Origin of the sequence: Streptomyces sp. NPDC006294 (genome assembly GCF_042870895.1) — a bacterium.
Taxonomy (GTDB): Bacteria; Actinomycetota; Actinomycetes; order Streptomycetales; family Streptomycetaceae; genus Streptomyces.
Genome location: NZ_JBIAHV010000004.1, coordinates 384,026 through 405,680, shown reverse-complemented (window position 1 = coordinate 405,680; position 21,655 = coordinate 384,026). Strand labels below are relative to the sequence as shown.

The following is a 21,655-nucleotide window of genomic DNA, read 5'->3' as shown; positions in this document are numbered from 1 at the left end:
ACAAGCCCCCGCTTACGATAGTGGCCGTGCAGACCCCCCTCGCCCATATCGCCCAGCGCTGGACTCCGTCGCCCAAAATCCTGCGGCGCGCCGCGCTTTCCGCCGTCCTGATGACCGTCGTCATCATCGTCACCGGCGGTGCCGTACGGCTGACCGGCTCCGGCCTCGGCTGCGACACCTGGCCCAAGTGCACGGACGACAGCCTCTTCGCCACGCCCGAGCAGGGCATCCACGGTGCGATCGAGTTCGGCAACCGGATGCTGACGTACGTCCTGTCGGCGGCCGTCGGCTGGGCGATCATCGCAGTGCGCGCCGTGAAGCCGCGGCGGCGCGGCCTGGGCCGGCTGACCTGGGCGCAGTTCTGGATCGTCATGGGCAACGCCGTCCTCGGCGGCATCACGGTGTGGGCGGGTCTCAACCCGTGGACGGTGGCCGGGCACTTCCTGCTCGCCAACGCGCTGCTCACGGTCGCGACGGTGGCCTGGGTACGCACCGGTGAGGGCGACCAGCCGCCCCGGCCGCGCGTCCCGCGACCGGTGCGCAAGCTGGCGTGGGCGATCGTCGCGGTCTCCGCGGTGCTGATCACCCTCGGCACGACGGTGACCGGCTCCGGGAAGCACGCGGGCGACAGCAGCGACGTCCCGCGCATGCCGTGGGACTGGGCGGCGGCGGCGCACGTCCACGCGATCGCCGCGTGGGTGGTGTGCGCGCTGGCCGTCGCCATGTGGCTCGTGCTCCGCGCGGTGGACGCCCCGGACGACACCCGGGCGCGCGCCCGCGACCTGCTGCTGGTGGTGCTGCTGCAGGGGCTGCTCGGGTACGTGCAGTACTTCACCGGCGTACCGGAACTGCTGGTGGCGGCGCACATGCTGGGCTCGTCGCTGATGTGGATCGCGGTCGTGCGGCTGGCCCTGAGCCTGCGCGAACGCGCGTCGTCCCCGGCCCCCGCGACGAAGTCCCCGTCCCTGACCTCGGCCTGACCCGGCGCCTCACGCTCACGTCGGGCCGCCGCCCGGCGGCCCGACGGCCGTGGAAGGTCCCCCAGCGGGGCTGCTGCGACGTGCCGGTCGCGTCGGGGCACCGGCCCCCGAACCCCGCGCCTCAAACATCCCCTACGGCCCGAGGGCCGTGGGTGGTGCCGTCAGCGGCAGTGCGCCGGGCCGCCGCACACTCCCCTGGCGCGGGAGTCACCCCCAGCGAGGCTGGAGTTTGTCCCCGTCCGCGAGGCTGATGTCGCGACGCGAATGGGCAGCCCGCCCTGCGAAGGCAGAGCGGACGGGCCGGCCCCGCAGCGGCAACCAGACTGGCGTGGGAGGGCTGCGCCAGGGAGCGGGGGCGTGCCGCGCAGCGGGTGATTCGGGCCGGCGTGGGCGGACCGGACCGGCGTGCTGCGGGGACTGTGTGCCGCGGCATTTCCAGCCCGGCCCGGGGGTGTCTCCCACGGCCGCCAGGCCGTACGCGGAGGTTGAGGCCACCGAGCGGAGCGCGGTACCGGGCCCGGGCGATGCCTGGACCCGGCCACCCGGTGCAACATCGCCGCGAGGGCGGTGCGGGACCCCGGATGCCGCCCGGAGGGAACGTCGGATCGGCGCGCTTGCAGAAGGGGAAACCGGGCCCCGGGCGGAAGCCGGGACACCCGCAGAACGGGAAACCGGCCCGGGCGAAGCCGGCAAGCCGCCCGCCCATCACGGCCGCCCCCGTACAGCGGGCACGAATCGGGCAGCGCCCCGAGACAGCACGTTGGAGCGCGTTGGCGGGCCCGGGGCGCGGCCCCAGTACCGCCCGGCGGCGGCCCGGTCCGGATGGGGCTCAGGTGTTGGACGGGCCGCCGAGCTGGATGCCGGCCATCCGGGACCACTCGTACGGCCCGGTGCGCACCTTCGCGGCGAAGTCGCCGTCGAAGGTCTCGTGCAGCGTGATCCCCGACTTCTCGGCGGCGCTGACGGCGACGGCGTGGTCCGGTGCCACCAGGTCGCCCCACTCGCCGTCCTCGCCGACGAGCACGATGCGGGTGCCCATCCGGCCGAGGTGGGCGAGCTGGCCCTCGGCGCCGCCGTGCGCCTTGGAGAACGCCTGGATCTGCTTGGCGAGCCTCGCGGCCCTGCGCCGGGCGCGGGCGTCGGACGCCGGCGCGGAAGCCGTCTCATCAACCGTGGTTTCAGCCATGAACCGCATGCTACTCGCGGGTAGATCGTTCGGCGACGGCCGGGAGACGTGGCCTCGGCCACCCCGGGGCACGCTCAGCGCGGCTCAGCGCAGGAACGGGTCCACCGCGACGGCCACGAAGAGCAGCGACACATAGGTGATGGACCAGTGGAACAGTCGCATCTCCTTGAGCTTGCCGCCCGTCTCGCCCGCCTTGGCCCGGCTCTGCAGCCCGTGCGCCTCCCACAGCCACCAGCCGCCGGCGACCAGCGCCACCGAGGTGTAGAACCACCCGGTGTAGCCGAGCGGGGTCAGCAGCAGCGAGACGGCGACCATGACCCAGCTGTAGACGACGATCTGCCGGGCGACGACCCTGTTGCCCGCGACGACCGGCAGCATCGGCACGCCGACCCGCTCGTAGTCGTCCTTCACCTTCATCGACAGCGGCCAGTAGTGCGGCGGCGTCCAGAAGAAGATGACGAGGAAGAGGATGACGGCGGCCCACGACACCGAGTTCGTGACCGAGGACCAGCCGATCAGCACCGGCATGCAGCCGGCGATGCCGCCCCAGACGATGTTCTGCGCGGTGCGGCGCTTGAGGATCATCGTGTAGACGACGACGTAGAACAGCAGCGCGCCGAGCGACAGCGCGGCGGAGAGCCAGTTGACGAGCAGGCCGAACCAGAGGGTGGAGACCACGGCGAGGGTCAGGCCGAAGACCAGGCCCTCGCGCGGCGACACCATGCCGGTGACGAGCGGGCGCTGTGAGGTGCGGTCCATCAGGGCGTCGATGTCGCGGTCGATGTACATGTTGAGCGCGTTCGCGCCGCCCGCGGAGAGGTATCCGCCGAGGCAGGTGGCGAGCACCAGCCACAGGTCCGGAACGCCCTGCTCGGCGAGGAACATCACCGGCACCGTGGTGATCAGCAGCAGTTCGATGATCCGCGGCTTGGTCAGCGCCACGAATGCCTTGACGCGGGCCCCGAACGGCCGATGGCCCCCCGGACCGGTGGCCAAGACGACCCCTGCGGGTCGGGACTCGACGGCCGTCACGCACACCCCTGACAGAGAAATCCCAGCAAGCCTCCCGGGGCCCCTCCCATGCCCGATGGGGTGTGGGGGAGTCAAGACCCGTGACGGACTCGCGCGTACCACGCCACTCTAGACGCTGCCCGGACACCGATCTTCGCGGGGGTCGGCTCGTGTTGAGCGGCCTCGGGGCACCGCCCGTATACATGCCCGACAGGCGGCGAACACCCGCTCCCCGCACCCTGACATTGTCCAACAGGAAAGACACGCGGCAGAAAGAGACGTATTGCTGCGAGGGTAGGCTCGACAGCGCCCGGTACACCCCTCGTCACCGGGATTCGACATGTGGAGAGGAGCCCTGACTCAGGGTGAGCACCAAGCCGACCACCACAGACCTCGAGTGGACCGCGTTGGACCAGCGGGCAGTCGACACCGTCCGCGTCCTTGCCATGGATTCCGTACAGAAGGTCGGCAACGGCCATCCGGGTACGGCCATGAGCCTGGCCCCCGCCGCGTATGTGCTCTTCCAGAAGCTGATGCGGCACGATCCCGCCGACGCCGACTGGACGGGCCGTGACAGGTTCGTCCTGTCCGCGGGTCACTCGTCGCTCACGCTCTACATCCAGCTCTACCTGGCCGGCTACGGCCTGGAGCTCGATGATCTGAAGGCGTTCCGCACCTGGGGTTCGAAGACCCCGGGTCACCCGGAGTACGGCCACACGACGGGCGTCGAGACGACGACCGGACCGCTGGGCCAGGGTGTCGCCAACGCCGTGGGCATGGCGATGGCCGCCCGCTACGAGCGCGGCCTGTTCGACCCGGACGCCGAGGCCGGCACGTCGCCGTTCGACCACACCGTCTGGTGCATCGCCGGTGACGGCTGCCTCCAGGAGGGCATCTCGGCCGAGGCGTCCTCGCTGGCCGGCCACCAGAAGCTCGGCAACCTGGTCCTGCTGTGGGACGACAACCACATCTCCATCGAGGGCGACACCGAGACGGCCGTCTCCGAGGACACCCTGAAGCGCTACGAGGCGTACGGCTGGCACGTCCAGCGCGTCGAGCAGCTGGAGAACGGCGACCTCGACCCGGTCGGTCTGTTCAACGCGCTGAAGGCGGCGCAGGCCGAGACCGAGCGTCCGTCCTTCATCGCGGCCCGCTCGATCATCGCCTGGCCCGCCCCGCACGCGCAGAACACCGAGGCCGCGCACGGCTCGGCGCTCGGCGACGAGGAGGTCGCGGCCACCAAGCGGGTCATGGGCTTCGACCCGGAGAAGCACTTCGAGGTCTCCGACGAGGTCCTGGGGCACACCCGCGGCGCGCTCGACCGGGGCCGTGAGGCCCGTGGCGAGTGGGAGAAGACGTTCGCCGCGTGGCGTACGGCCAACCCGGCGCGCGCCGCCGAGTTCGACCGGATCCGCTCCGGCGAGCTGCCCGAGGGCTGGGAGGACGCGCTGCCGGAGTTCGAGGCCGGCAAGGGCGTCGCGACCCGCGCCGCCTCGGGCAAGGTGCTGCAGGCCCTGGGCGCGGTCGTGCCCGAGCTGTGGGGCGGCTCCGCCGACCTGGCCGGCTCGAACAACACGACCATCGACAAGACGTCGTCGTTCCTCCCCGCGGGCAACCCGCTGCCGGAGGCCGACCCGTACGGCCGCACGATCCACTTCGGCATCCGCGAGCACGCCATGGCCGCGGTCATGAACGGCATCGCGCTGCACGGCAACACCCGCGTCTACGGCGGCACCTTCCTGGTGTTCTCCGACTACATGCGCAACGCCGTGCGACTGTCCGCGCTGATGCACCTGCCGGTCACCTACGTGTGGACGCACGACTCGATCGGCCTCGGCGAGGACGGCCCGACCCACCAGCCGGTCGAGCACCTGGCCTCGCTGCGCGCCATCCCGGGCCTGAACATCGTGCGCCCGGCCGACGCCAACGAGACCGCGATCGCCTGGCGCGAGGTCCTCAAGCGGTACACCAAGGAGTTCGGCAAGGGCGCCCCGCACGGCCTCGCGCTGACCCGCCAGGGCGTGCCGACGTACGAGTGCAACGAGGACGCGGCCAAGGGCGGATACGTCCTCTTCGAGGAGGAGGGCGGCGACGCCCAGGTCGTGCTGATCGGCACGGGCTCCGAGGTCCAGCTGGCCGTCGCGGCCCGCGAGCAGCTCCAGGCGGCGGGTGTGCCGACCCGGGTCGTCTCGATGCCGTCCGTGGAGTGGTTCGAGGAGCAGGACCAGGGGTACCGGGACTCGGTGCTTCCCCCGTCGCTCAAGGCGCGTGTCGCGGTCGAGGCCGGCATCGGCCTGACCTGGCACCGGTACGTGGGTGACGCCGGGCGCATCGTCTCGCTGGAGCACTTCGGCGCTTCGGCGGACGGCAAGGTCCTCTTCCGCGAGTTCGGCTTCACCGCCGAGGCGGTCGCCGCCGCCGCGCGGGAATCGATCGCAGCCGCCGCGCGCTGACGCCGGTACACGAACTAGTAGGAGATGCATTTCTCATGACAGACGCACTCAAGCGCCTCTCCGACGAAGGCGTCGCGATCTGGCTGGACGACCTTTCGCGTACACGGATCACCTCCGGCAATCTCGCCGAGCTGATCGACCAGCAGCACGTCGTGGGTGTCACGACCAACCCGTCGATCTTCCAGAAGGCGATCTCGCAGGGCCACGGCTACGACCAGCAGCTGGAGGACCTCGCGGCACGCAAGGTGACCGTCGAGGAAGCCATCCGCATGATCACCACCGCGGACGTGCGTGACGCCGCGGACGTGCTCCGTCCGGTCTTCGACTCGACGGGCGGCCAGGACGGCCGGGTGTCGATCGAGGTCGACCCGCGCCTGGCGCACAGCACGAAGGCGACCATCGCGGAGGCCAAGCAGCTGGCCTGGCTGGTGGACCGGCCGAACACCTTCATCAAGATCCCGGCCACCAGGGCGGGTCTGCCGGCGATCACCGAGGTCATCGGCCTCGGCATCAGCGTCAATGTGACGCTGATCTTCTCGCTGGAGCGCTACCGCGAGGTCATGGACGCCTACCTGGCCGGTCTGGAGAAGGCCAAGGCCGCGGGCCTGGACCTGTCCAAGATCCGCTCGGTGGCCTCGTTCTTCGTGTCCCGCGTGGACACCGAGATCGACAAGCGTCTCGACGCCCTCGGCACCTCCGAGGCCAAGGAGGCCCGCGGCAAGGCCGCGCTGGCCAACGCGCGCCTCGCCTACGAGGCCTTCGAAGAGGTGTTCAGCAGCGACCGCTGGGCCGAGCTCGACCGGGCCCAGGCCAACAAGCAGCGTCCGCTGTGGGCCTCGACCGGCGTCAAGGACAAGGCGTACAAGGACACCCTGTACGTCGACGAGCTGGTCGCCACGGGCACGGTGAACACCATGCCGGAGGCCACGCTCGAGGCCACCGGCGACCACGGCCAGATCACCGGTGACACCGTCCGCGGCACCTACGACCAGGCCCGCGCCGACCTCGAGGCCGTCGCGAAGCTCGGTATCTCCTACGACGAGGTCGTCCAGCTGCTGGAGGACGAGGGCGTGGAGAAGTTCGAGGCGTCCTGGAACGACCTGCTCAAGTCGACCGAGGCCGAGCTCCAGCGCCTCGCACCGTCGGAGGGCTGAGCGACTTGTCCGGTATTGGCGGAGCAAACCCGCTCCGTGATGCTGCCGACCGACGGCTCCCGCGTATCGCGGGGCCGTCGGGCCTGGTCATCTTCGGCGTCACGGGCGACCTGTCGCGCAAGAAGCTCATGCCCGCCGTCTACGACCTCGCGAACCGGGGGCTGCTGCCGCCGGGCTTCTCGCTCGTCGGCTTCGCCCGGCGCGAATGGGCCGACGAGGACTTCGCGCAGGAGGTCCACGACGCGGTCAAGCAGCACGCGCGTACGCCGTTCCGCGAGGAGGTCTGGCAGCAGCTCATCCAGGGGATGCGGTTCGTCCAGGGCACCTTCGACGACGACGCCGCGTTCGAGCAGCTGAAGTCCACCATCGAGGATCTCGACAAGGTGCAGGGCACCGGCGGGAACTTCGCGTTCTACCTCTCCGTGCCGCCGAAGTTCTTCCCCAAGGTCGTCCGGCAGCTCAAGAAGCACGGGCTGGCCGACCAGCGGGAGGGCTCCTGGCGGCGCGCGGTCATCGAGAAGCCGTTCGGCCACGACCTGGTCTCCGCCAAGGAGCTCAACCAGGTGGTGCACGAGGTCTTTCCGCCGAACGAGGTCTTCCGGATCGACCACTACCTGGGCAAGGAAACCGTCCAGAACATCCTGGCGCTCCGGTTCGCCAACACGCTCTTCGAGCCCATATGGAACCGGTCGTACGTCGACCATGTACAGATCACGATGGCCGAGGACATCGGCATCGGCGGCCGCGCCGGCTACTACGACGGCATCGGCGCCGCCCGTGACGTGATCCAGAACCACCTCCTCCAGCTGCTGGCGCTGACCGCGATGGAGGAGCCCGCCTCCTTCGACGCGGACGCCCTCGCGGCGGAGAAGACCAAGGTCCTCGGAGCGGTGAAGCTCCCCAAGGACCTGGCGAAGAGCACGGTCCGTGCGCAGTACACGGCCGGCTGGCAGGGCGGCGAGAAGGCCGTCGGCTATCTGCAGGAAGACGGCATCGACCCGAAGTCGAAGACCGACACCTATGCCGCGATCAAGCTGGAGATCGACAACCGCCGCTGGGCGGGCGTCCCGTTCTATCTGCGTACCGGCAAGCGGCTCGGCCGCCGCGTCACCGAGATCGCCGTCGTCTTCCAGCGCGCCCCGCACTCGCCGTTCGACTCCACCGCCACGGAGGAGCTGGGACAGAACGCCCTGGTCATCCGCGTCCAGCCGGACGAGGGCGTGACCATGCGGTTCGGCTCCAAGGTGCCCGGCACCTCGATGGAGGTCCGGGACGTGTCGATGGACTTCGCCTACGGCGAGTCGTTCACGGAGTCCAGCCCCGAGGCGTACGAACGGCTCATCCTCGACGTGCTGCTCGGCGACTCCAATCTCTTCCCGCGGGTGGAGGAGGTCGAGCTGTCCTGGAAGATCCTCGATCCGATCGAGCAGTTCTGGGACGCGAACGGCAAGCCGGCGCAGTACACGGCCGGCACCTGGGGTCCGGACGCGGCGGACGAAATGCTCGCACGAGACGGACGGAGCTGGCGTCGGCCATGAAGATCGACCTTACGGACACCACGGCCAGCAAGATCAACAAAGCGCTGGTGAAGGGCCGCCGCGCGATCGGCACCCCGGCCGTCGGCATGGTCCTCACCCTGGTCATCGTGACCGATGAGGAGAACGCCTACGACGCGCTGAAGGCCGCCAACGAGGCGTCCCGCGAGCACCCCTCGCGCACCCTCGTGGTCATCAAGCGCGTCTCGCGCTCCCCGCGCGACCGGGCCAAGGCCCGGCTCGACGCGGAGGTCCGCGTCGGCGCGGACGCCGGCACCGGTGAGACGGTCGTCCTGCGACTGTACGGCGAGGTCGTCGACCACGCCCAGTCCGTGGTGCTGCCGCTGCTGCTGCCCGACGCCCCCGTCGTCGTCTGGTGGCCGGTCAACGCGCCGACCGACCCGGCCAACGACCCGCTCGGTTCGCTGGCCCAGCGCCGGGTGACCGACACGTACTCGGCCGAGCAGCCGGTGCGGGAGCTCGCGGCCCGCGCGGAGGCCTACACCCCCGGCGACACCGACCTGTCGTGGACCCGGATCACTCCGTGGCGCTCCATGCTGGCGGCGGCGCTGGACCAGGTCACCTGCAAGGTCACCTCCGTCGAGGTGGAGGGCGAGGAGTTCAACCCGAGCTGCGAGCTGCTCGCCATGTGGCTCGCCGACCGGCTGGACGTACCGGTGAAGCGGACGTCGTCCGCCGGCCCCGGTCTCACCTCGGTACGGCTGGAGTCCGACTGCGGCCCCATCGTGCTCGACCGGCCCGACGGGTCGCTGGCGACGCTCTCCATCGAGGGCCAGCCGGACCGCGCGGTCGCGCTGAAGCGGCGCGAGACGGCCGAGCTGATCGCGGAGGAGCTGCGCCGGCTGGACCCGGACGACACGTACTCGTCGGCGCTGCGGTTCGGCGTGGAGCGCCTCGGCACGGGCGGGCCGGCCGTGGCCGTGGAGGCGCGGCCGGCGGCGGCCCCGGCCCCGGCCGCGAAGAAGGCCGCCCCCGCCAAGAAGGCGGCGGCCAAATGAGCACGGCACCGCAGCTCGTCGTCCACCGCGACAAGGAGCTGATGGCTCAGGCGGCCGCGGCCCGGCTGATCACGAAGATCGTGGACGCGCAGGCCGCCCGTGGCACCGCGTCGGTGGTCCTCACCGGCGGCCGCAACGGCAACGGCCTGCTGGCCGCGCTCGGTTCGTCCCCGGCGCGGGACGCGGTCGACTGGTCGCGGCTCGACCTGTGGTGGGGCGACGAGCGGTTCCTGCCCGAGGGCGACCCGGAGCGCAACGTCACCCAGGCACGGGCGGCGCTGCTCGACGACGTGCCGCTGGACGCGTCTCGGGTGCACGCCATGCCCGCGTCGGACGGGCCGTACGGCTCCGACGTCGAGGCGGCCGCCGCGGCCTACGCGACGGAACTGGCCGCGGCGGCGCGCCCCGAGGACCACGGACCGGTGCCGACGTTCGACGTGCTGATGCTCGGCGTCGGTCCGGACACGCACGTGGCGTCGCTCTTCCCGGAGCTGCCGGCGGTACGGGAGACGGAACGCACGGTGGTCGGCGTCCACGGGGCGCCCAAGCCGCCGCCGATCCGTATCTCGCTCACGCTGCCCGCGATCCGGGCGGCCCGCGAGGTGTGGCTGCTCGCGGCGGGTGAGGACAAGGCGGAGGCGGCGGAGATCGCGCTGTCCGGCGCGGGCGAGATCCAGGCGCCGGCCGCCGGAGCGTACGGGCGGTCCCGGACGCTGTGGCTGCTGGACGGGGCGGCGGCGTCGAAGCTGCCGCGCTCGCTGTACGTCCCGGCCTCGGCGTAAGCCTGGCCCCGTTTCCGTGAGGCCCGGGCCGCCCGCGCGGCGGCCCGGGCTTCTCGCTGTGGGCGGGGCGGGGTGGCCGCTGCGCGGGGCTGTTCCCCACCCGCCCGTTCCCGAAACCGGGGCAAGCCCGGGCCCCGTACCGCGCTCCGCGCGGTGGCCTCAATCTCCCCCTACGGCCTGGCGGCCGTGGGAGGTACCTCCAGGCCGGGCTGGATTTCGCTCCGCGAAATCAGCCTGCGGGCGCTCAAGCCTCCGGACCCGGCACGGAACCGGGCAACTCAGGCCCCGCCGGCGTTTGAGGCGCGGGGTTCGGGGCGGAGCCCCGACGAGACCGGCAAGTTCCAGCCCCGCCGGCGTTCGAGGCGCGGGTCCGGGCAGAGCCCGGTTACGGGAAGGGGCGGGGTGGGGAACACGCCCACGCAGCGTCAGTCGCGTTGCAGGAAAGGTTCCAGCAGCCCCGGCACCGCCGCCGCCGCGAACGTCAGGCCCTCCGGCTCCCCCGCGTCGTAGACGCCGTACGCTCCCCCGCCCGCCGCCGTCGTCGCCGTCAGGGTGATCAGGCCCGCGCGGCGCTGGAAGAGGGACTGACGGGCCGTCCAGCCGATCACGCCGGTGCGCTGGAGCGCGACCGTGCTGCGGCGGAGGATGCCGGAGCGGGTGAGGAGGTAGTCGCCGGTGATGCCGTGCCCGAGGGCGCGGTACGCGTCGAGGGCGAGGAGTACCGCCGCCGGGACGCCGACCGCCGCGCATCCCGCGGCGATCCACAGCAGCACCGGCGTGAGCAGCACGCCGAGGAGGGCGAGGACGCCGGTCGGCAGCAGCACGGCGGCGAGTGCCCAGCGCAGCCGGCGGCCGCGGGCGGCAGACGGGTGGGGCGTCAGACGGGACGGCGCCGTGGGGGACGCGTTCTCGCGCAGCACCCGCGCCGCGACCTCGTCGGCCTGCGCCCTCGGGACCACCGGCAGCAGCACGTTGGCGTCGGCCTTCTTGTCCTTCTCGTTGTTGACCAGCCCGGTGGCGACCGCGTCCAGCCGGGCCGCGCCGAAGAGGCGGACGCCCAGCGGCTCGATCAGGTCGACACCGCGGAGCCGGCGTTCCTCGATCGATATGGAGCGTGAGGTGAACAGGCCGCGTCGGACCCGCAACGTGCCGCCGGGTTCGCGTTCGAGCCGGTAGTTCCACCACATCTCGATCCAGAGGCCGAGCGCCCCGACGATCCCGGTGACCAGCGCGGCGGCGGCGAGTACGACGATCATCCAGACGATCGGGGTGTCCTTGAAGCGGTCCCACACCCAGGCGAGGACCGCGCCCCGTACTCCGAACCATTCGCTGACCTGCATCACCGCGCCCACCGCGGCGCCGCCGAGCAGCGGGGCGACGAAGGAGACCGGGGCGTAGCGGATCCAGGACGGGTCGAGGACGGCCAGCGGCCCGTCGGGGTGGCCGCCGGCCTCGTGCGGGGCGACCCTGGCGAGCAGTTCGAGGCGCAGCCGCTCGCCCTCCGCGCGGGTGACCGCGTCGAGTTCGAGGGTGGATTCGCCGCCTCCGGTGTGCTCGCCGGTGCCGATGCGGACCTTGACGAGTCCGAGGACGCGCAGCAGCACATTGGCGGTGAGGTCGACGGTGCGGATCCGCTCGAGGGCCAGGGAGCGCCGTTTCACCAGGAGGAGTCCGGTGTGGAGCTCCGCCCGCTCGGGGCCGATGCGGTAGCGGGTGCGCTGCCAGCGCACCAGGTCGCCGCCGGTGACCGCGCCGATCAGCAGCGCGGCCCCGGCGAGCACCCAGGCGGCGGCCTGCCACAGCGGCATGCCGCCGGCGAGGCCGACGAGGGTGGGCAGTCCGGCGCCGGCCGTGAAGCCGGTCATGACCAGGGCGGTGACGAGCACGGTGCGCCCGTCGAGCCGCCGCCAGTCCGGGTCGGGGGCGCTCATGTCGCGTCGCCGGGCGTGGCCCGGGTGATCCGGGTCAGGCGCTGCGCGAGTTCGGCCGCCACCTCGTGGTCGAGTCCCTCGATCCTGACGGCGCCCTTGGCGGAGGCGGTGGTCACCGTGACGGTGGCGAGCCGGAACGCCTGCTCCAGCGGGCCCCTGACCGTGTCGACGGTCTGGATGCGGGACATGGGCGCGATCCGCCACTCCTGCCAGAGGGCGCCGGTGCGGACGTACACCGCCTCGTCGGTGACCTCCCAGCGGTGCACCCGGTACCACCAGGCGGGGAAGAACGCGGTGGCGGCGAGGCCGGCGCCGGCGATGACGGCGGCCGGGACCATCAGCCAGGTCCTGGCCGGCTCGGCGAAGGCGCCCAGCACGGCCAGTACGGCGGCCGGGACGGCGGCCGTCAGCAGGCACTGGGTGCGCCACCAGTTCACGGCCCGTTCGTTCAGCCGGTTGTTCGGCGGCCGCAGCCGTACCGCGTTCTCCCCCGCCATCGGCTCAGCGACCGCGCAGCGTGCGGTACTTGCCGGCCAGGGTCGCCGTGGAGCTGTCGAGCTGTTCGCCGCCCTTGCCCTCGGTCAGCACCGGCTCGATCTTCTTGGCGAGCACCTTGCCCAGTTCGACTCCCCACTGGTCGAAGGAGTCGATGTTCCAGACGGCGCCCTGGACGAACACCTTGTGCTCGTAGAGCGCGATCAGCTGGCCCAGCACGGAGGGCGTGAGGTCTTCCGCGAGGACGGTCGTCGTCGGGTGGTTGCCCTTGAACGTCTTGTGCGGCACGAGTTCCTCCGTGACGCCCTCCGCCCTGACCTCCTCGGGCGTCTTGCCGAAGGCGAGGGCCTGCGTCTGTGCGAAGAAGTTGGCCATCAGCAGGTCGTGCTGCGGGACGAGTCCGGCGAGCAGGGAGGGGACGGGCTTGGCGAAGCCGATGAAGTCGGCCGGGATCATCTTGGTGCCCTGGTGGATCAGCTGGTAGTAGGCGTGCTGTCCGTTGGTGCCGGGGGTGCCCCACACCACCGGGCCGGTCTGCCAGTCGACCGGACTGCCGTCACGGTCCACGGACTTGCCGTTGGACTCCATGTCGAGCTGCTGGAGGTAGGCGGTGAACTTGGACAGGTAGTGCGAGTACGGCAGCACGGCGTGCGACTGGGCGTCGAAGAACGCCCCGTACCAGACGCCCAACAGGCCCAGCAGCAGCGGCGCGTTGGCCTCGGCGGGTGCGGTGCGGAAGTGCTCGTCGACGAGGTGGAAGCCGTCGAGCATCTCCCGGAACCGGTCCGGGCCGATCGCGATCATCAGGGAGAGGCCGATCGCGGAGTCGTACGAGTACCGGCCGCCGACCCAGTCCCAGAACTCGAACATGTTGGCCGTGTCGATACCGAATCCGGAGACCTTCTCCGCGTTGGTCGACAGGGCGACGAAGTGCTTGGCGACGGCGTCGGGGCCGGCCCCGAGGCCGGTGAGCAGCCAGTCGCGGGCGGAGGTGGCGTTGGTGATCGTCTCGATGGTGGTGAAGGTCTTCGAGGCGATGATGAAGAGGGTCTGAGCCGGGTCGAGGTCCCGTACGGCCTCGTGCAGATCGGCCCCGTCCACGTTGGAGACGAAACGGAGTGTCAGGTCCCGCTGGGTGTAGGAGCGGAGCACCTCGTACGCCATCGCGGGCCCGAGGTCGGAGCCGCCGATCCCGATGTTGACGATGTTCCTGATGCGCCTGCCGGTGTGGCCGGTCCACTCGCCGGAGCGGATCTGCTCGGAGAAGGCGGCCATCCGGTCGAGCACGGCGTGGACGGTGGGCACCACGTTCTCGCCGTCGACCTCGATCACGGCGTCGCGCGGGGCACGCAGCGCCGTGTGCAGGACGGCGCGGTCCTCGGTGGTGTTGATCTTCTCGCCGCGGAACATGGCGTCCCGCAGCCCGGCGACGTCGGTGGCGTCGGCCAGCTCGCGCAGCAGCGCCAGCGTCTCGTCGGTGACCAGGTGCTTGGAGTAGTCGAGATACAGATCGCCGACCTGGAGGGTGTACCTGCTGCCACGCTCGGCGTCCGCCGCGAACAGCTCCCGCAGATGCGTGTCGCCCAACTGCTCGCGGTGCTTGCCGAGAGCCGTCCATTCGGGCATCTGGTTGAGCCTGGTCTTGCCTGCGTTCATCTCGGACATCAGCCCACTTCTTCTCGTACCTGCCTGCATGCCCCGCTGCGGTTCCCAACCTAATTGATCAGGCCGGCCGGCAATGCCTCGGCAAGGCGGCGTACAGAAAGCGGCCCGGTGACGAGAAAGTCCGGCCCGCACCCTCATCAGGGGTGCCGGCCGGACCGGAAAACTAGATCTCGCCGCGCAGTTTGGCGAGTGCCTCCGCGAGGATCGCCTCGCCGTCCGCGTCGCTGCGCCGCTCCCGTACATAGGCGAGGTGCGTCTTGTACGGCTCGGTGCGCGGCGGGTCCGGCGGATTGTCCCGGTCCTGACCGGCCGGGAACCCGCACCGCGGGCAGTCCCAAGTGTCGGGGACCTGTGCGTCACTGGCGAAGCTCGGCTGCGTCTCGTGCCCGTTCGAGCACCAGAAGGAGATGCGGAGGCGCGGCGCGGACTCGCCTCGCTCAGCCTCGCCCATCGGCCCCGCTCCGACCCGGCTTCCCCGGATCGCGTTGCCACTTGCCACGGTCGTAACTCCCTGCGTGATGGTGCTGCACAGCGATTCACAGCGGCTGCGCCGCGAGTGCCCCAGTCTACGTAAGGCCCAACGCTCGTCCAGTGATTGGAGTTACACACCGGCCCCGGGGGTTCAATTCCCGGGTCAGCTGTCCAGCTTCATCAGCAGACCGAGCACGATAATGCACGCGAACCACAGCAGACCGACCACGACGGTGATGCGGTCGAGGTTGCGCTCGGCGACCGAGGAGCCGCCCACGGACGACTGCATACCGCCGCCGAACATGTCGGAAAGACCGCCGCCCTTCCCCTTGTGCATCAGCACGAGCAACATCAGCAGCCCGCTGAAAAGGATCAGGGCGATCGAGAATCCCATAACCACGGCTGGACCCTACTTCCTGGCAATTCTCTTGGCTCAATACGGACGACGGGGGCCCCGGGCTCGATGTGTGAGCCCCAGGCCCCCGCAAGGGTACGCCGGATCGGCGCTACCGCATACTCACCGGTTACTCACTGGTCACGGAAGCGGACGATCTTGACGAACTCGTCGGCGTCCAGCGCCGCGCCGCCCACCAGGGCCCCGTCGACGTCGGGCTGCGCCATGATCGCGGCCACATTGCCCGACTTCACCGAGCCGCCGTACTGGATCCGGACCTTGTCGGCCAGCTCCTGCGAGTACAGCTCCGCGAGACGGCCGCGGATCGCACCGCAGACCTCCTGCGCGTCCTCGGGGGTGGCGACCTCGCCGGTGCCGATGGCCCACACCGGCTCGTAGGCGATCACCACGGACTCGGCCTGCTCGGCCGGGACGTCCTTCAGGCCACCGTCGAGCTGGGCGAGGGTGTGCTCGACCTGATTGCCGGCCTTGCGGACCTCCAGGCCCTCGCCGACGCAGAGGATCGGGGTCAGGCCGTGCCTGTACGCGGCCTTCACCTTGGCGTTGCAGACCTCGTCGGTCTCCGCGTGGTACTGGCGGCGCTCGGAGTGGCCCACGGCGACGTAGGTGCACTTCAGCTTGGCCAGCATCGGACCCGAGATCTCGCCGGTGTAGGCGCCGGAGTCGTGGGCCGAGATGTCCTGGGCGCCGTACTTGATCTTCAGCTTGTCGCCGTCGACGAGGGTCTGGACGGACCGCAGGTCGGTGAAGGGCGCCAGCACGGCGACCTCCACGGCGTCGTAGTCCTTGTCGGCCAGTGCGAAGGAGAGCTTCTGGACGTGCGCGATGGCCTCGAGGTGGTTGAGGTTCATCTTCCAGTTGCCCGCCATCAGCGGGGTACGCGTGGTCAAGGTGTTCAGTCCTCCAGTGCGGCAAGGCCGGGGAGCGTCTTGCCCTCGAGATACTCGAGGCTGGCGCCGCCGCCGGTCGAGATGTGGCCGAATGCCTTCTCGTCGAAGCCCAGGGTCCGCACGGCCGCGGCGGAGTCCCCGCCGCCGACCACGGTGAAGGCCGGGGAGTCGACGAGCGCCTGGGCAACGGCCTTGGTGCCCTCGGCGTAGTCGGGGTGCTCGAAGACGCCCATCGGACCGTTCCAGAAGACGGTGGCCGCGTCGGCGAGCTTCGAGGCGTACAGCTTGCGGGTCTCGGGACCGATGTCCAGACCCTCCTGGTCGGCCGGGATCGCGTCCGCGGCGACCACGGTCGGGTTGGCCGGCGCCTTGGTCCTGAGGTCCGGGAACTCCGTGGAGACCAGCACGTCGACGGGGAGCACGAACTCCACGCCCTTGGCCTTGGCGCGCTCCAGGTACTCGAGCACCACCGGGACCTGGTCCTGCTGGAGCAGGGAGATGCCGACCTCGTGGCCCTGGGCCTTGAGGAAGGTGTAGGCCATGCCGCCGCCGATGAGGATCCGGTCAGCCTTCTCCAGCAGGTGGTCGATGACGCCGAGCTTGTCGGAGACCTTCGCGCCGCCGAGCACGACGGCGTACGGCCGCCGGGCCTCCTCGGTGAGCTTCTTGAGGACGCCGACCTCGGTCGCGATCAGGAAGCCGGCCGCGTGCGGCAGCCGGGCCGGGAGGTCGTACACCGAGGCGTGCTTGCGGTGCACGGCGCCGAAGCCGTCGCCGACGTACACATCGGCCAGGGCGGCGAGACGGTCGGCGAAGGCGCCGCGCTCGGCGTCGTCCTTGGAGGTCTCTCCGGCGTTGAAGCGGAGGTTCTCCAGGACGGCGACCTGGCCGTCCTCGAGGTTCGCGACGGCGGCCGTGGCGGACTCGCCGACCGTGTCGGTCGCGAACTCCACGTGCGAGCCGAGCAGTTCACCGAGGCGCGCGGCGGCGGGGGCCAGCGAGAACGCCGGGTCCGGGGCACCCTTGGGACGGCCCAGGTGCGAGGCGACGACGACACGCGCGCCGGCCTCCGCGAGCTTGGCGACGGTCGGCACGACGGCCCTGATCCGGCCGTCGTCGGTGATGGTCGTGCCGTCGAGCGGCACATTGAGGTCGGCGCGGACGAATACCCGCTTGCCGGTGACCCCGTCGGCCAGCAGCTGGTCGATGGTCTTCATGTTTTGCGGCTCCTCGGAGGACTGGACGCACGGCAGGGCCCGGACAGCGCCGCATTGCGCTGCCCGAGCCCTGCCGCTCACATCGTGGTGCTCTCGTGGTGGTTCAGGCGGTGCAGGTCAGAGCTGGCTGCCGACGAAGACCGTGAGGTCGACGAGACGGTTGGAGTAGCCCCACTCATTGTCGTACCAGCCGAGGATCTTCACCGACTTGCCCTCCTGGACCATGGTCAGGGAGGAGTCGAAGGTGCAGGACGCCGGGTCGCCGACGATGTCCGAGGACACGATCGGGTCCTCCGTGTAGAAGAGGAAGCCCTTGAGGTCGCCGTCGTCGGCGGCCTTCTTGAACGCGGCGTTGACCTCGTCCTTCGTGACCTCGCGCTGCACCTCTACGACCAGGTCGGTGGCCGAACCGGTCGGGACCGGGACGCGCATGGCGATGCCGTCCAGCTTGCCCTTCAGCTGCGGCAGGACCAGGGCGGTGGCCTTGGCGGCGCCCGTGGTCGTCGGGATGATGTTCTCCGCGGCGGCGCGGGCGCGGCGCAGGTCGGAGTGCGGGAAGTCCAGGATCCGCTGGTCGTTGGTGTACGCGTGGACCGTCGTCATCAGGCCCTTGACGATGCCGAAGTTCTCGTCCAGAACCTTGGCCATCGGCGCCACACAGTTGGTGGTGCAGGACGCGTTGGAGATGACGTGGTGGTTCGCGGCGTCGTACTTGTCCTGGTTGACACCCATCACGATGGTGATGTCCTCGCCCTTGGCCGGAGCCGAGATGAGGACCTTCTTGGCGCCGCCGGCGATGTGCTTCTCGGCATCGGCCTTCTTGGTGAAGATGCCGGTCGACTCGATGACGATGTCGACACCCAGCTCACCCCAGGGGATGTCGGCCGGGTTGCGCTCGGAGAGCACCTTGACGGTGTGGCCGTCGACCGTGATGGTGTCGGCGGTGTTGCTGACCTCGGCCTTGAGACGGCCGAGGATGGTGTCGTACTTCAGCAGGTGGGCCGTGGTCGCAGTGTCACCAAGGTCGTTGACAGCCACGATCTCGATGTCTGCACCCTGCTCCAGCAGCGCGCGGAAGTAGTTACGACCGATGCGGCCAAAGCCGTTGATGCCTACGCGGATCGTCACGAAACCGATCTCCTCGTTAGGAACGCCGGGTTTCGACGCCGGCGAGAATTTGTTTTTGGGATGTCCCCGACCGCCTACGACCCTACCCCTCTGGAGCCCCCGCAGTGACATTCAGCGGTCCGGTTCGCGAGACGGTGACCCGTACCCGTCAGTAGGAAAACCGGGGCGCCGCTGCGCGCGCCGGGGCGCGGGGCGCATGTGCCGCCGCCCCGCGCCCGTTGACCTGGGCCGTCAGCGCCGCAGGGACCTCAGCGCCGCGCCGGTGATCCGCGCACGCTCACCCGCGTCGCGCAGGTGCTCGAGGCCGAATCCGAGCAGCACGGTGTCCCGCGTGGTCACCGCGGAGCCCGACGGATAGAGGTCCTGGCTGCGTTCCCAGCTTCCCCGCGGGGCCGGGCTGCCCGCCGGCGGCCCGCTCGCCCGCCAGGGCCCGAGCGACGTCTCGAAGCCCTCCAGGGGCTCCGCCGCGCCGCCGGTGACCAGACCGGCCTGGTCGACGAAGACCCCGCGGCCGCCGGCGCTCGGGTCGGTGATGTAGGAGACGGAGACCTCGATCTGCTTGCCCGCGTAGGCGCTCAGGTCGAAGGACGCCGCCCGCCAGCCGTCGGAGGCGCCGGTGAAGGAGTTCCAGCCGCCGGTGGTGCCGGTGGCCGTGCACCCGTCCGGCCCGAGCGTGAGGTAGTGCCGCAGGAACGGGTGCTGGTCGATGTAGAAGCCGCCGTCGCACTGGGTGGGCACGGTGGTGGACGTGCCGCCGCCTGCGTCCGGGAGCGTCGTCAAGTCGTCCTGGCCGACGGTGTGGACCTCCACGACGGCGTTGTCGTAGCCGGGCTCGGTGTTGAAGCTGAGCCGCATGTCGAGCCTCGCCTGCTCCCCGGCCGCCGTGCCGGTCAGGTCGACGGTGCGGGACAGTCGCGTCCAGGAGGAGTTGTGGTGCGCGGCCGCCGCGTACCACTCGCCCTCGTACGGCGAGAACGGCATCCGCGCGCCCGGGTAGTCGCCCGCGGCCGCGCTGCGGAACTGCGGGAACTCATCGGACGGCAGCGTGTCGGAGGTGATCGTGTACGCGCCGGCCGCGTCCAGCGGGTTGCCCGGTGCGTCCCCGAGCGCGCCGGAGGCGCCCGAGAGCCGCCCGGTGCCGAGGAAGCCGTTCACTCGCGCGAGCGAGGCGCGGCCGAAGGCGCCGAGGTAGTACTGCGAGAAGTCGTCGCTGAGCGCCCTGCCGAGGTCGGCCTCGCCGCCGGCATGTTCACCCGCGGTGATGAGCTTCCCGCCCTCGTTGACGTACGAGCGCACGGCCTGCGTGGTGGCCCAGGACGGTTCCGCGGCGCCGGAGTACCACACGACGGTCTCGAAGTGGCTCAGCACTCCCAGCGGGTGCGGGGCGCCCTGCGTGGCGACGTCCCAGACGGCGCTGCGCCTGCCGTTGTCGGCGAGGGCGCGGGTGTACGCGGCGGTGTGCTGCGCCGCGGCCGTGCCGCCCTCCTCCGCGACGACCAGGGTGTCACCGCGCGGGCGTTCGGCGACGGTGTAGGTGAAGCGCTCGCTGGAGGTGCGTGCGCCGTCCTTGGTGCGGCCGCTGAACCACACCTCGACCCGGTCGCCGGGGCGGGCGTCCTCGACCCTGGCGCGGTACTCGTCGAAGTGGAGGTTGTCCTCGCCGCCGTAGCGCTCGCCGCCCTTCCAGGGGCGCAGCTTCTTGTCGTGCGTACGGCCGCCGTTGATCCGGTAGTTGAGCTCCTTGTGGCGCACGGACCGGCGGGCTGTGACGGAGACCTCCTGGTCGCCGCCGCGGGCGTAGGAGGTGGCGAACGTGTCCGGGGTGAAGTCCGCGGCCTCGAGTCCGAGCGCCGAGGACGGCCGGTCGGGGTGGGCGGCGGTCTGTGCGACGGAGAGCGCGAACGGGATGTTCTTGGCGAACTCCTGCTGGATCAGCTTCTCGTCGTCGGGGAAGGTGAAGATGGAGGCGCAGTCCGCGGGCTCCCACTCGTCGTCGGGGTCGACGCGGGAGGCGGCGGCGCAGGTCGACATCTCGGGGGTGAACATCATCGTCCCGTTGACGTTGGCCGCGTGGCCGTCGCTCTCGCCGTTGGTGGTGTAGAGCTCGGAGGAGACCTGCGGCCGGTAGCCGGGGATGGCGGAGTTGCCGGGTGTGCCGGCCAGCGCCTCGTAGAGCACGTCGTCCGGGGTCGGGGTGGCGACCTGCCAGCCCACCCCGTACAGCAGCAGTTGGGCGGCGGAGTGGTAGTTGATGCCGTATTCGAAGCCGATGCGCTTCTGGAAGCGGTCCATGGCCCGGGTCTCCGGTTCGGAGGCGGGACCGGTGCCGCGGTAGGTCTCGTCGAACGGGTCCGGCGAGGAGCCTTCGTTGTCATAGCCCCATTTGTAGGGGAAGTTGCGGTTGAGGTCGACGCCGTCGCCCGCGGTGGTCTTCCCGTCGCCGTTGTTGTCGCGGAGGTTCTTGCGCCACTGGCGCTCTTCGGGGCCGTTGAAGGTGTAGTCGTAGCCGTCCGGGTTGGCGGAGAGCACGAACCACAGCTCGGTGGCGTCCACGATCTCGGTGATCCGCTGGTCCTTGCCGTAGTTGTCGAGGTAGTGGTGCATCAGCCGCCGGGTCATCTCCGGGGTGATCCACTCACGGGCGTGCTGGTTCGACATGTACAGGGTGGCCGGCTTGGCGCCGTCACGGTGCCGGTCGGCGCCCCGGGAGACCTTGAGGGCGAGGATGTCCTGGCCCTTCACGGACTTGCCGATGCTGACGACCTTGGTGAGGTCCGGGTGGGCCTTCGCGGTGTCGAGGATCTCGCTCTTGAGGCCGCCTTCGCCGCTGTACGGGCGGAAGACCCCGTCTCCGGCGGCGGCGAGGCGCTTCTCGGTCCGGTCGGAGATGGTGTGCCTGCTGATCTCGACGCCCTGCTCGCGCAGTTCGCCGGCCTGCCGCCGGGTGAGGTGGAGCTCGATGGTGGCGGTGCCCCGGTCGGGGATCCGCTCGCCCAGCTCATGGCCGTCGGTGCCCGCCGCGAGGACCAGCGGCACCTGTTCCTTGCTCACTTCCGCGTGCCATACGGCGAGTTCCTCGCCGTTCCCGCCCCCGGAGTCCGCCTGCGCGATCGGCGCCGCCGATACTCCCGCGATCAGGAGTGAGGCCGCCGCGAGGATCGATCCCGCTCTGCGTCTCATAAGCCCCCCTTGCTGTTGTCTGCCAGGAAAGTGCTCGTGTCCGCCGTGATGACGGGCATGCGACAGGCTCATGACTCTCCATGATCATGTCAATAGGGCCGCACCGGCCCGGGCGTGTTCGGAAACGACACTGCCGACGCCTC

17 protein-coding genes are annotated in these 21,655 nt (G+C 70.7%); 6 read left to right on the top strand and 11 right to left on the bottom strand.

Annotation, left to right across the window (positions count from 1 at the left end):
* The first annotated feature begins 17 nt into the window (after positions 1 to 17).
* Complete coding sequence (locus tag ACFYOP_RS09655) at positions 18 to 980, top strand: heme A synthase (protein ID WP_388451223.1); 963 nt, start codon at positions 18 to 20, stop codon at positions 978 to 980.
* A gap of 829 nt (positions 981 to 1,809) precedes the next feature.
* On the opposite strand, the gene ACFYOP_RS09650 is transcribed toward ACFYOP_RS09655, so the two are convergent.
* Both ACFYOP_RS09650 and ACFYOP_RS09645 read right to left on the bottom strand, forming a co-directional pair.
* A complete protein-coding gene (locus ACFYOP_RS09650; RefSeq protein ID WP_356891794.1) occupies positions 1,810 to 2,166 on the bottom strand; it encodes a hypothetical protein in 357 nt (118 codons plus the stop codon).
* An 84-nt stretch (positions 2,167 to 2,250) separates the two neighbouring features.
* A complete protein-coding gene (locus tag ACFYOP_RS09645) occupies positions 2,251 to 3,204 on the bottom strand; it encodes a heme o synthase (RefSeq protein ID WP_388451196.1) in 954 nt (317 codons plus the stop codon).
* A 338-nt stretch (positions 3,205 to 3,542) separates the two neighbouring features.
* On the opposite strand from ACFYOP_RS09645, the gene tkt reads away from it, so the two are divergent.
* Genes tkt through pgl form a run of 5 tightly spaced genes read left to right on the top strand, consistent with a single transcriptional unit; the run spans position 3,543 to position 10,120 of the window.
* A complete protein-coding gene (gene tkt / locus ACFYOP_RS09640; RefSeq protein ID WP_356891798.1) occupies positions 3,543 to 5,630 on the top strand; it encodes a transketolase in 2,088 nt (695 codons plus the stop codon).
* A 35-nt stretch (positions 5,631 to 5,665) separates the two neighbouring features.
* Complete coding sequence (gene tal / locus ACFYOP_RS09635; RefSeq protein ID WP_356891800.1) at positions 5,666 to 6,784, top strand: transaldolase; 1,119 nt, start codon at positions 5,666 to 5,668, stop codon at positions 6,782 to 6,784.
* A gap of 14 nt (positions 6,785 to 6,798) precedes the next feature.
* Positions 6,799 to 8,322, top strand: coding sequence for a glucose-6-phosphate dehydrogenase (gene zwf / locus ACFYOP_RS09630; protein ID WP_388451221.1), 1,524 nt, complete (start codon positions 6,799 to 6,801; stop codon positions 8,320 to 8,322).
* Positions 8,319 to 9,338, top strand: coding sequence for a glucose-6-phosphate dehydrogenase assembly protein OpcA (opcA, locus tag ACFYOP_RS09625; RefSeq protein WP_356891804.1), 1,020 nt, complete (start codon positions 8,319 to 8,321; stop codon positions 9,336 to 9,338). Before zwf ends, opcA begins: the two co-directional genes overlap by 4 nt.
* Positions 9,335 to 10,120, top strand: a complete 786-nt coding sequence (gene pgl, locus ACFYOP_RS09620) for a 6-phosphogluconolactonase (RefSeq protein WP_356891806.1) — start codon at positions 9,335 to 9,337, stop codon at positions 10,118 to 10,120. The genes opcA and pgl overlap by 4 nt, the downstream gene beginning before the upstream one ends.
* A gap of 425 nt (positions 10,121 to 10,545) precedes the next feature.
* Here pgl and ACFYOP_RS09615 read toward each other — a convergent pair whose 3' ends face one another.
* The 9 genes from ACFYOP_RS09615 to ACFYOP_RS09575 all read right to left on the bottom strand — a co-directional run bounded on the left by ACFYOP_RS09615 (position 10,546) and on the right by ACFYOP_RS09575 (position 21,512).
* The gene (locus tag ACFYOP_RS09615) at positions 10,546 to 12,051 is read right to left on the bottom strand and encodes a PH domain-containing protein (RefSeq protein ID WP_356891808.1); all 1,506 of its coding nucleotides are present in this window, start codon (positions 12,049 to 12,051) and stop codon (positions 10,546 to 10,548) included.
* Entirely contained in the window at positions 12,048 to 12,548 is a 501-nt protein-coding gene (locus tag ACFYOP_RS09610; RefSeq protein ID WP_356891810.1) for a PH domain-containing protein, read from the bottom strand. The genes ACFYOP_RS09615 and ACFYOP_RS09610 overlap by 4 nt, the downstream gene beginning before the upstream one ends.
* A 4-nt stretch (positions 12,549 to 12,552) precedes the next feature.
* Positions 12,553 to 14,202: a glucose-6-phosphate isomerase gene (pgi, locus tag ACFYOP_RS09605; protein WP_356892140.1), complete on the bottom strand. Its 1,650-nt coding sequence runs from the start codon at positions 14,200 to 14,202 to the stop codon at positions 12,553 to 12,555.
* A 172-nt stretch (positions 14,203 to 14,374) separates the two neighbouring features.
* On the bottom strand, positions 14,375 to 14,710 hold the full coding sequence (locus ACFYOP_RS09600) for an RNA polymerase-binding protein RbpA (RefSeq protein WP_003957010.1): 336 nt from the start codon (positions 14,708 to 14,710) through the stop codon (positions 14,375 to 14,377).
* Between the two features lie 135 nt (positions 14,711 to 14,845).
* On the bottom strand, positions 14,846 to 15,076 hold the full coding sequence (gene secG, locus ACFYOP_RS09595) for a preprotein translocase subunit SecG (RefSeq protein WP_356892142.1): 231 nt from the start codon (positions 15,074 to 15,076) through the stop codon (positions 14,846 to 14,848).
* A 134-nt stretch (positions 15,077 to 15,210) separates the two neighbouring features.
* Positions 15,211 to 15,987, bottom strand: a complete 777-nt coding sequence (gene tpiA / locus ACFYOP_RS09590) for a triose-phosphate isomerase (protein WP_356891812.1) — start codon at positions 15,985 to 15,987, stop codon at positions 15,211 to 15,213.
* 5 nt (positions 15,988 to 15,992) lie between these two features.
* Positions 15,993 to 17,204, bottom strand: a complete 1,212-nt coding sequence (locus ACFYOP_RS09585) for a phosphoglycerate kinase (RefSeq protein WP_356891814.1) — start codon at positions 17,202 to 17,204, stop codon at positions 15,993 to 15,995.
* A gap of 117 nt (positions 17,205 to 17,321) precedes the next feature.
* Complete coding sequence (gene gap / locus ACFYOP_RS09580) at positions 17,322 to 18,332, bottom strand: type I glyceraldehyde-3-phosphate dehydrogenase (RefSeq protein ID WP_356891816.1); 1,011 nt, start codon at positions 18,330 to 18,332, stop codon at positions 17,322 to 17,324.
* 231 nt (positions 18,333 to 18,563) lie between these two features.
* The gene (locus ACFYOP_RS09575) at positions 18,564 to 21,512 is read right to left on the bottom strand and encodes a M14 family zinc carboxypeptidase (RefSeq protein WP_356891818.1); all 2,949 of its coding nucleotides are present in this window, start codon (positions 21,510 to 21,512) and stop codon (positions 18,564 to 18,566) included.
* Positions 21,513 to 21,655: the final 143 nt, after the last annotated feature.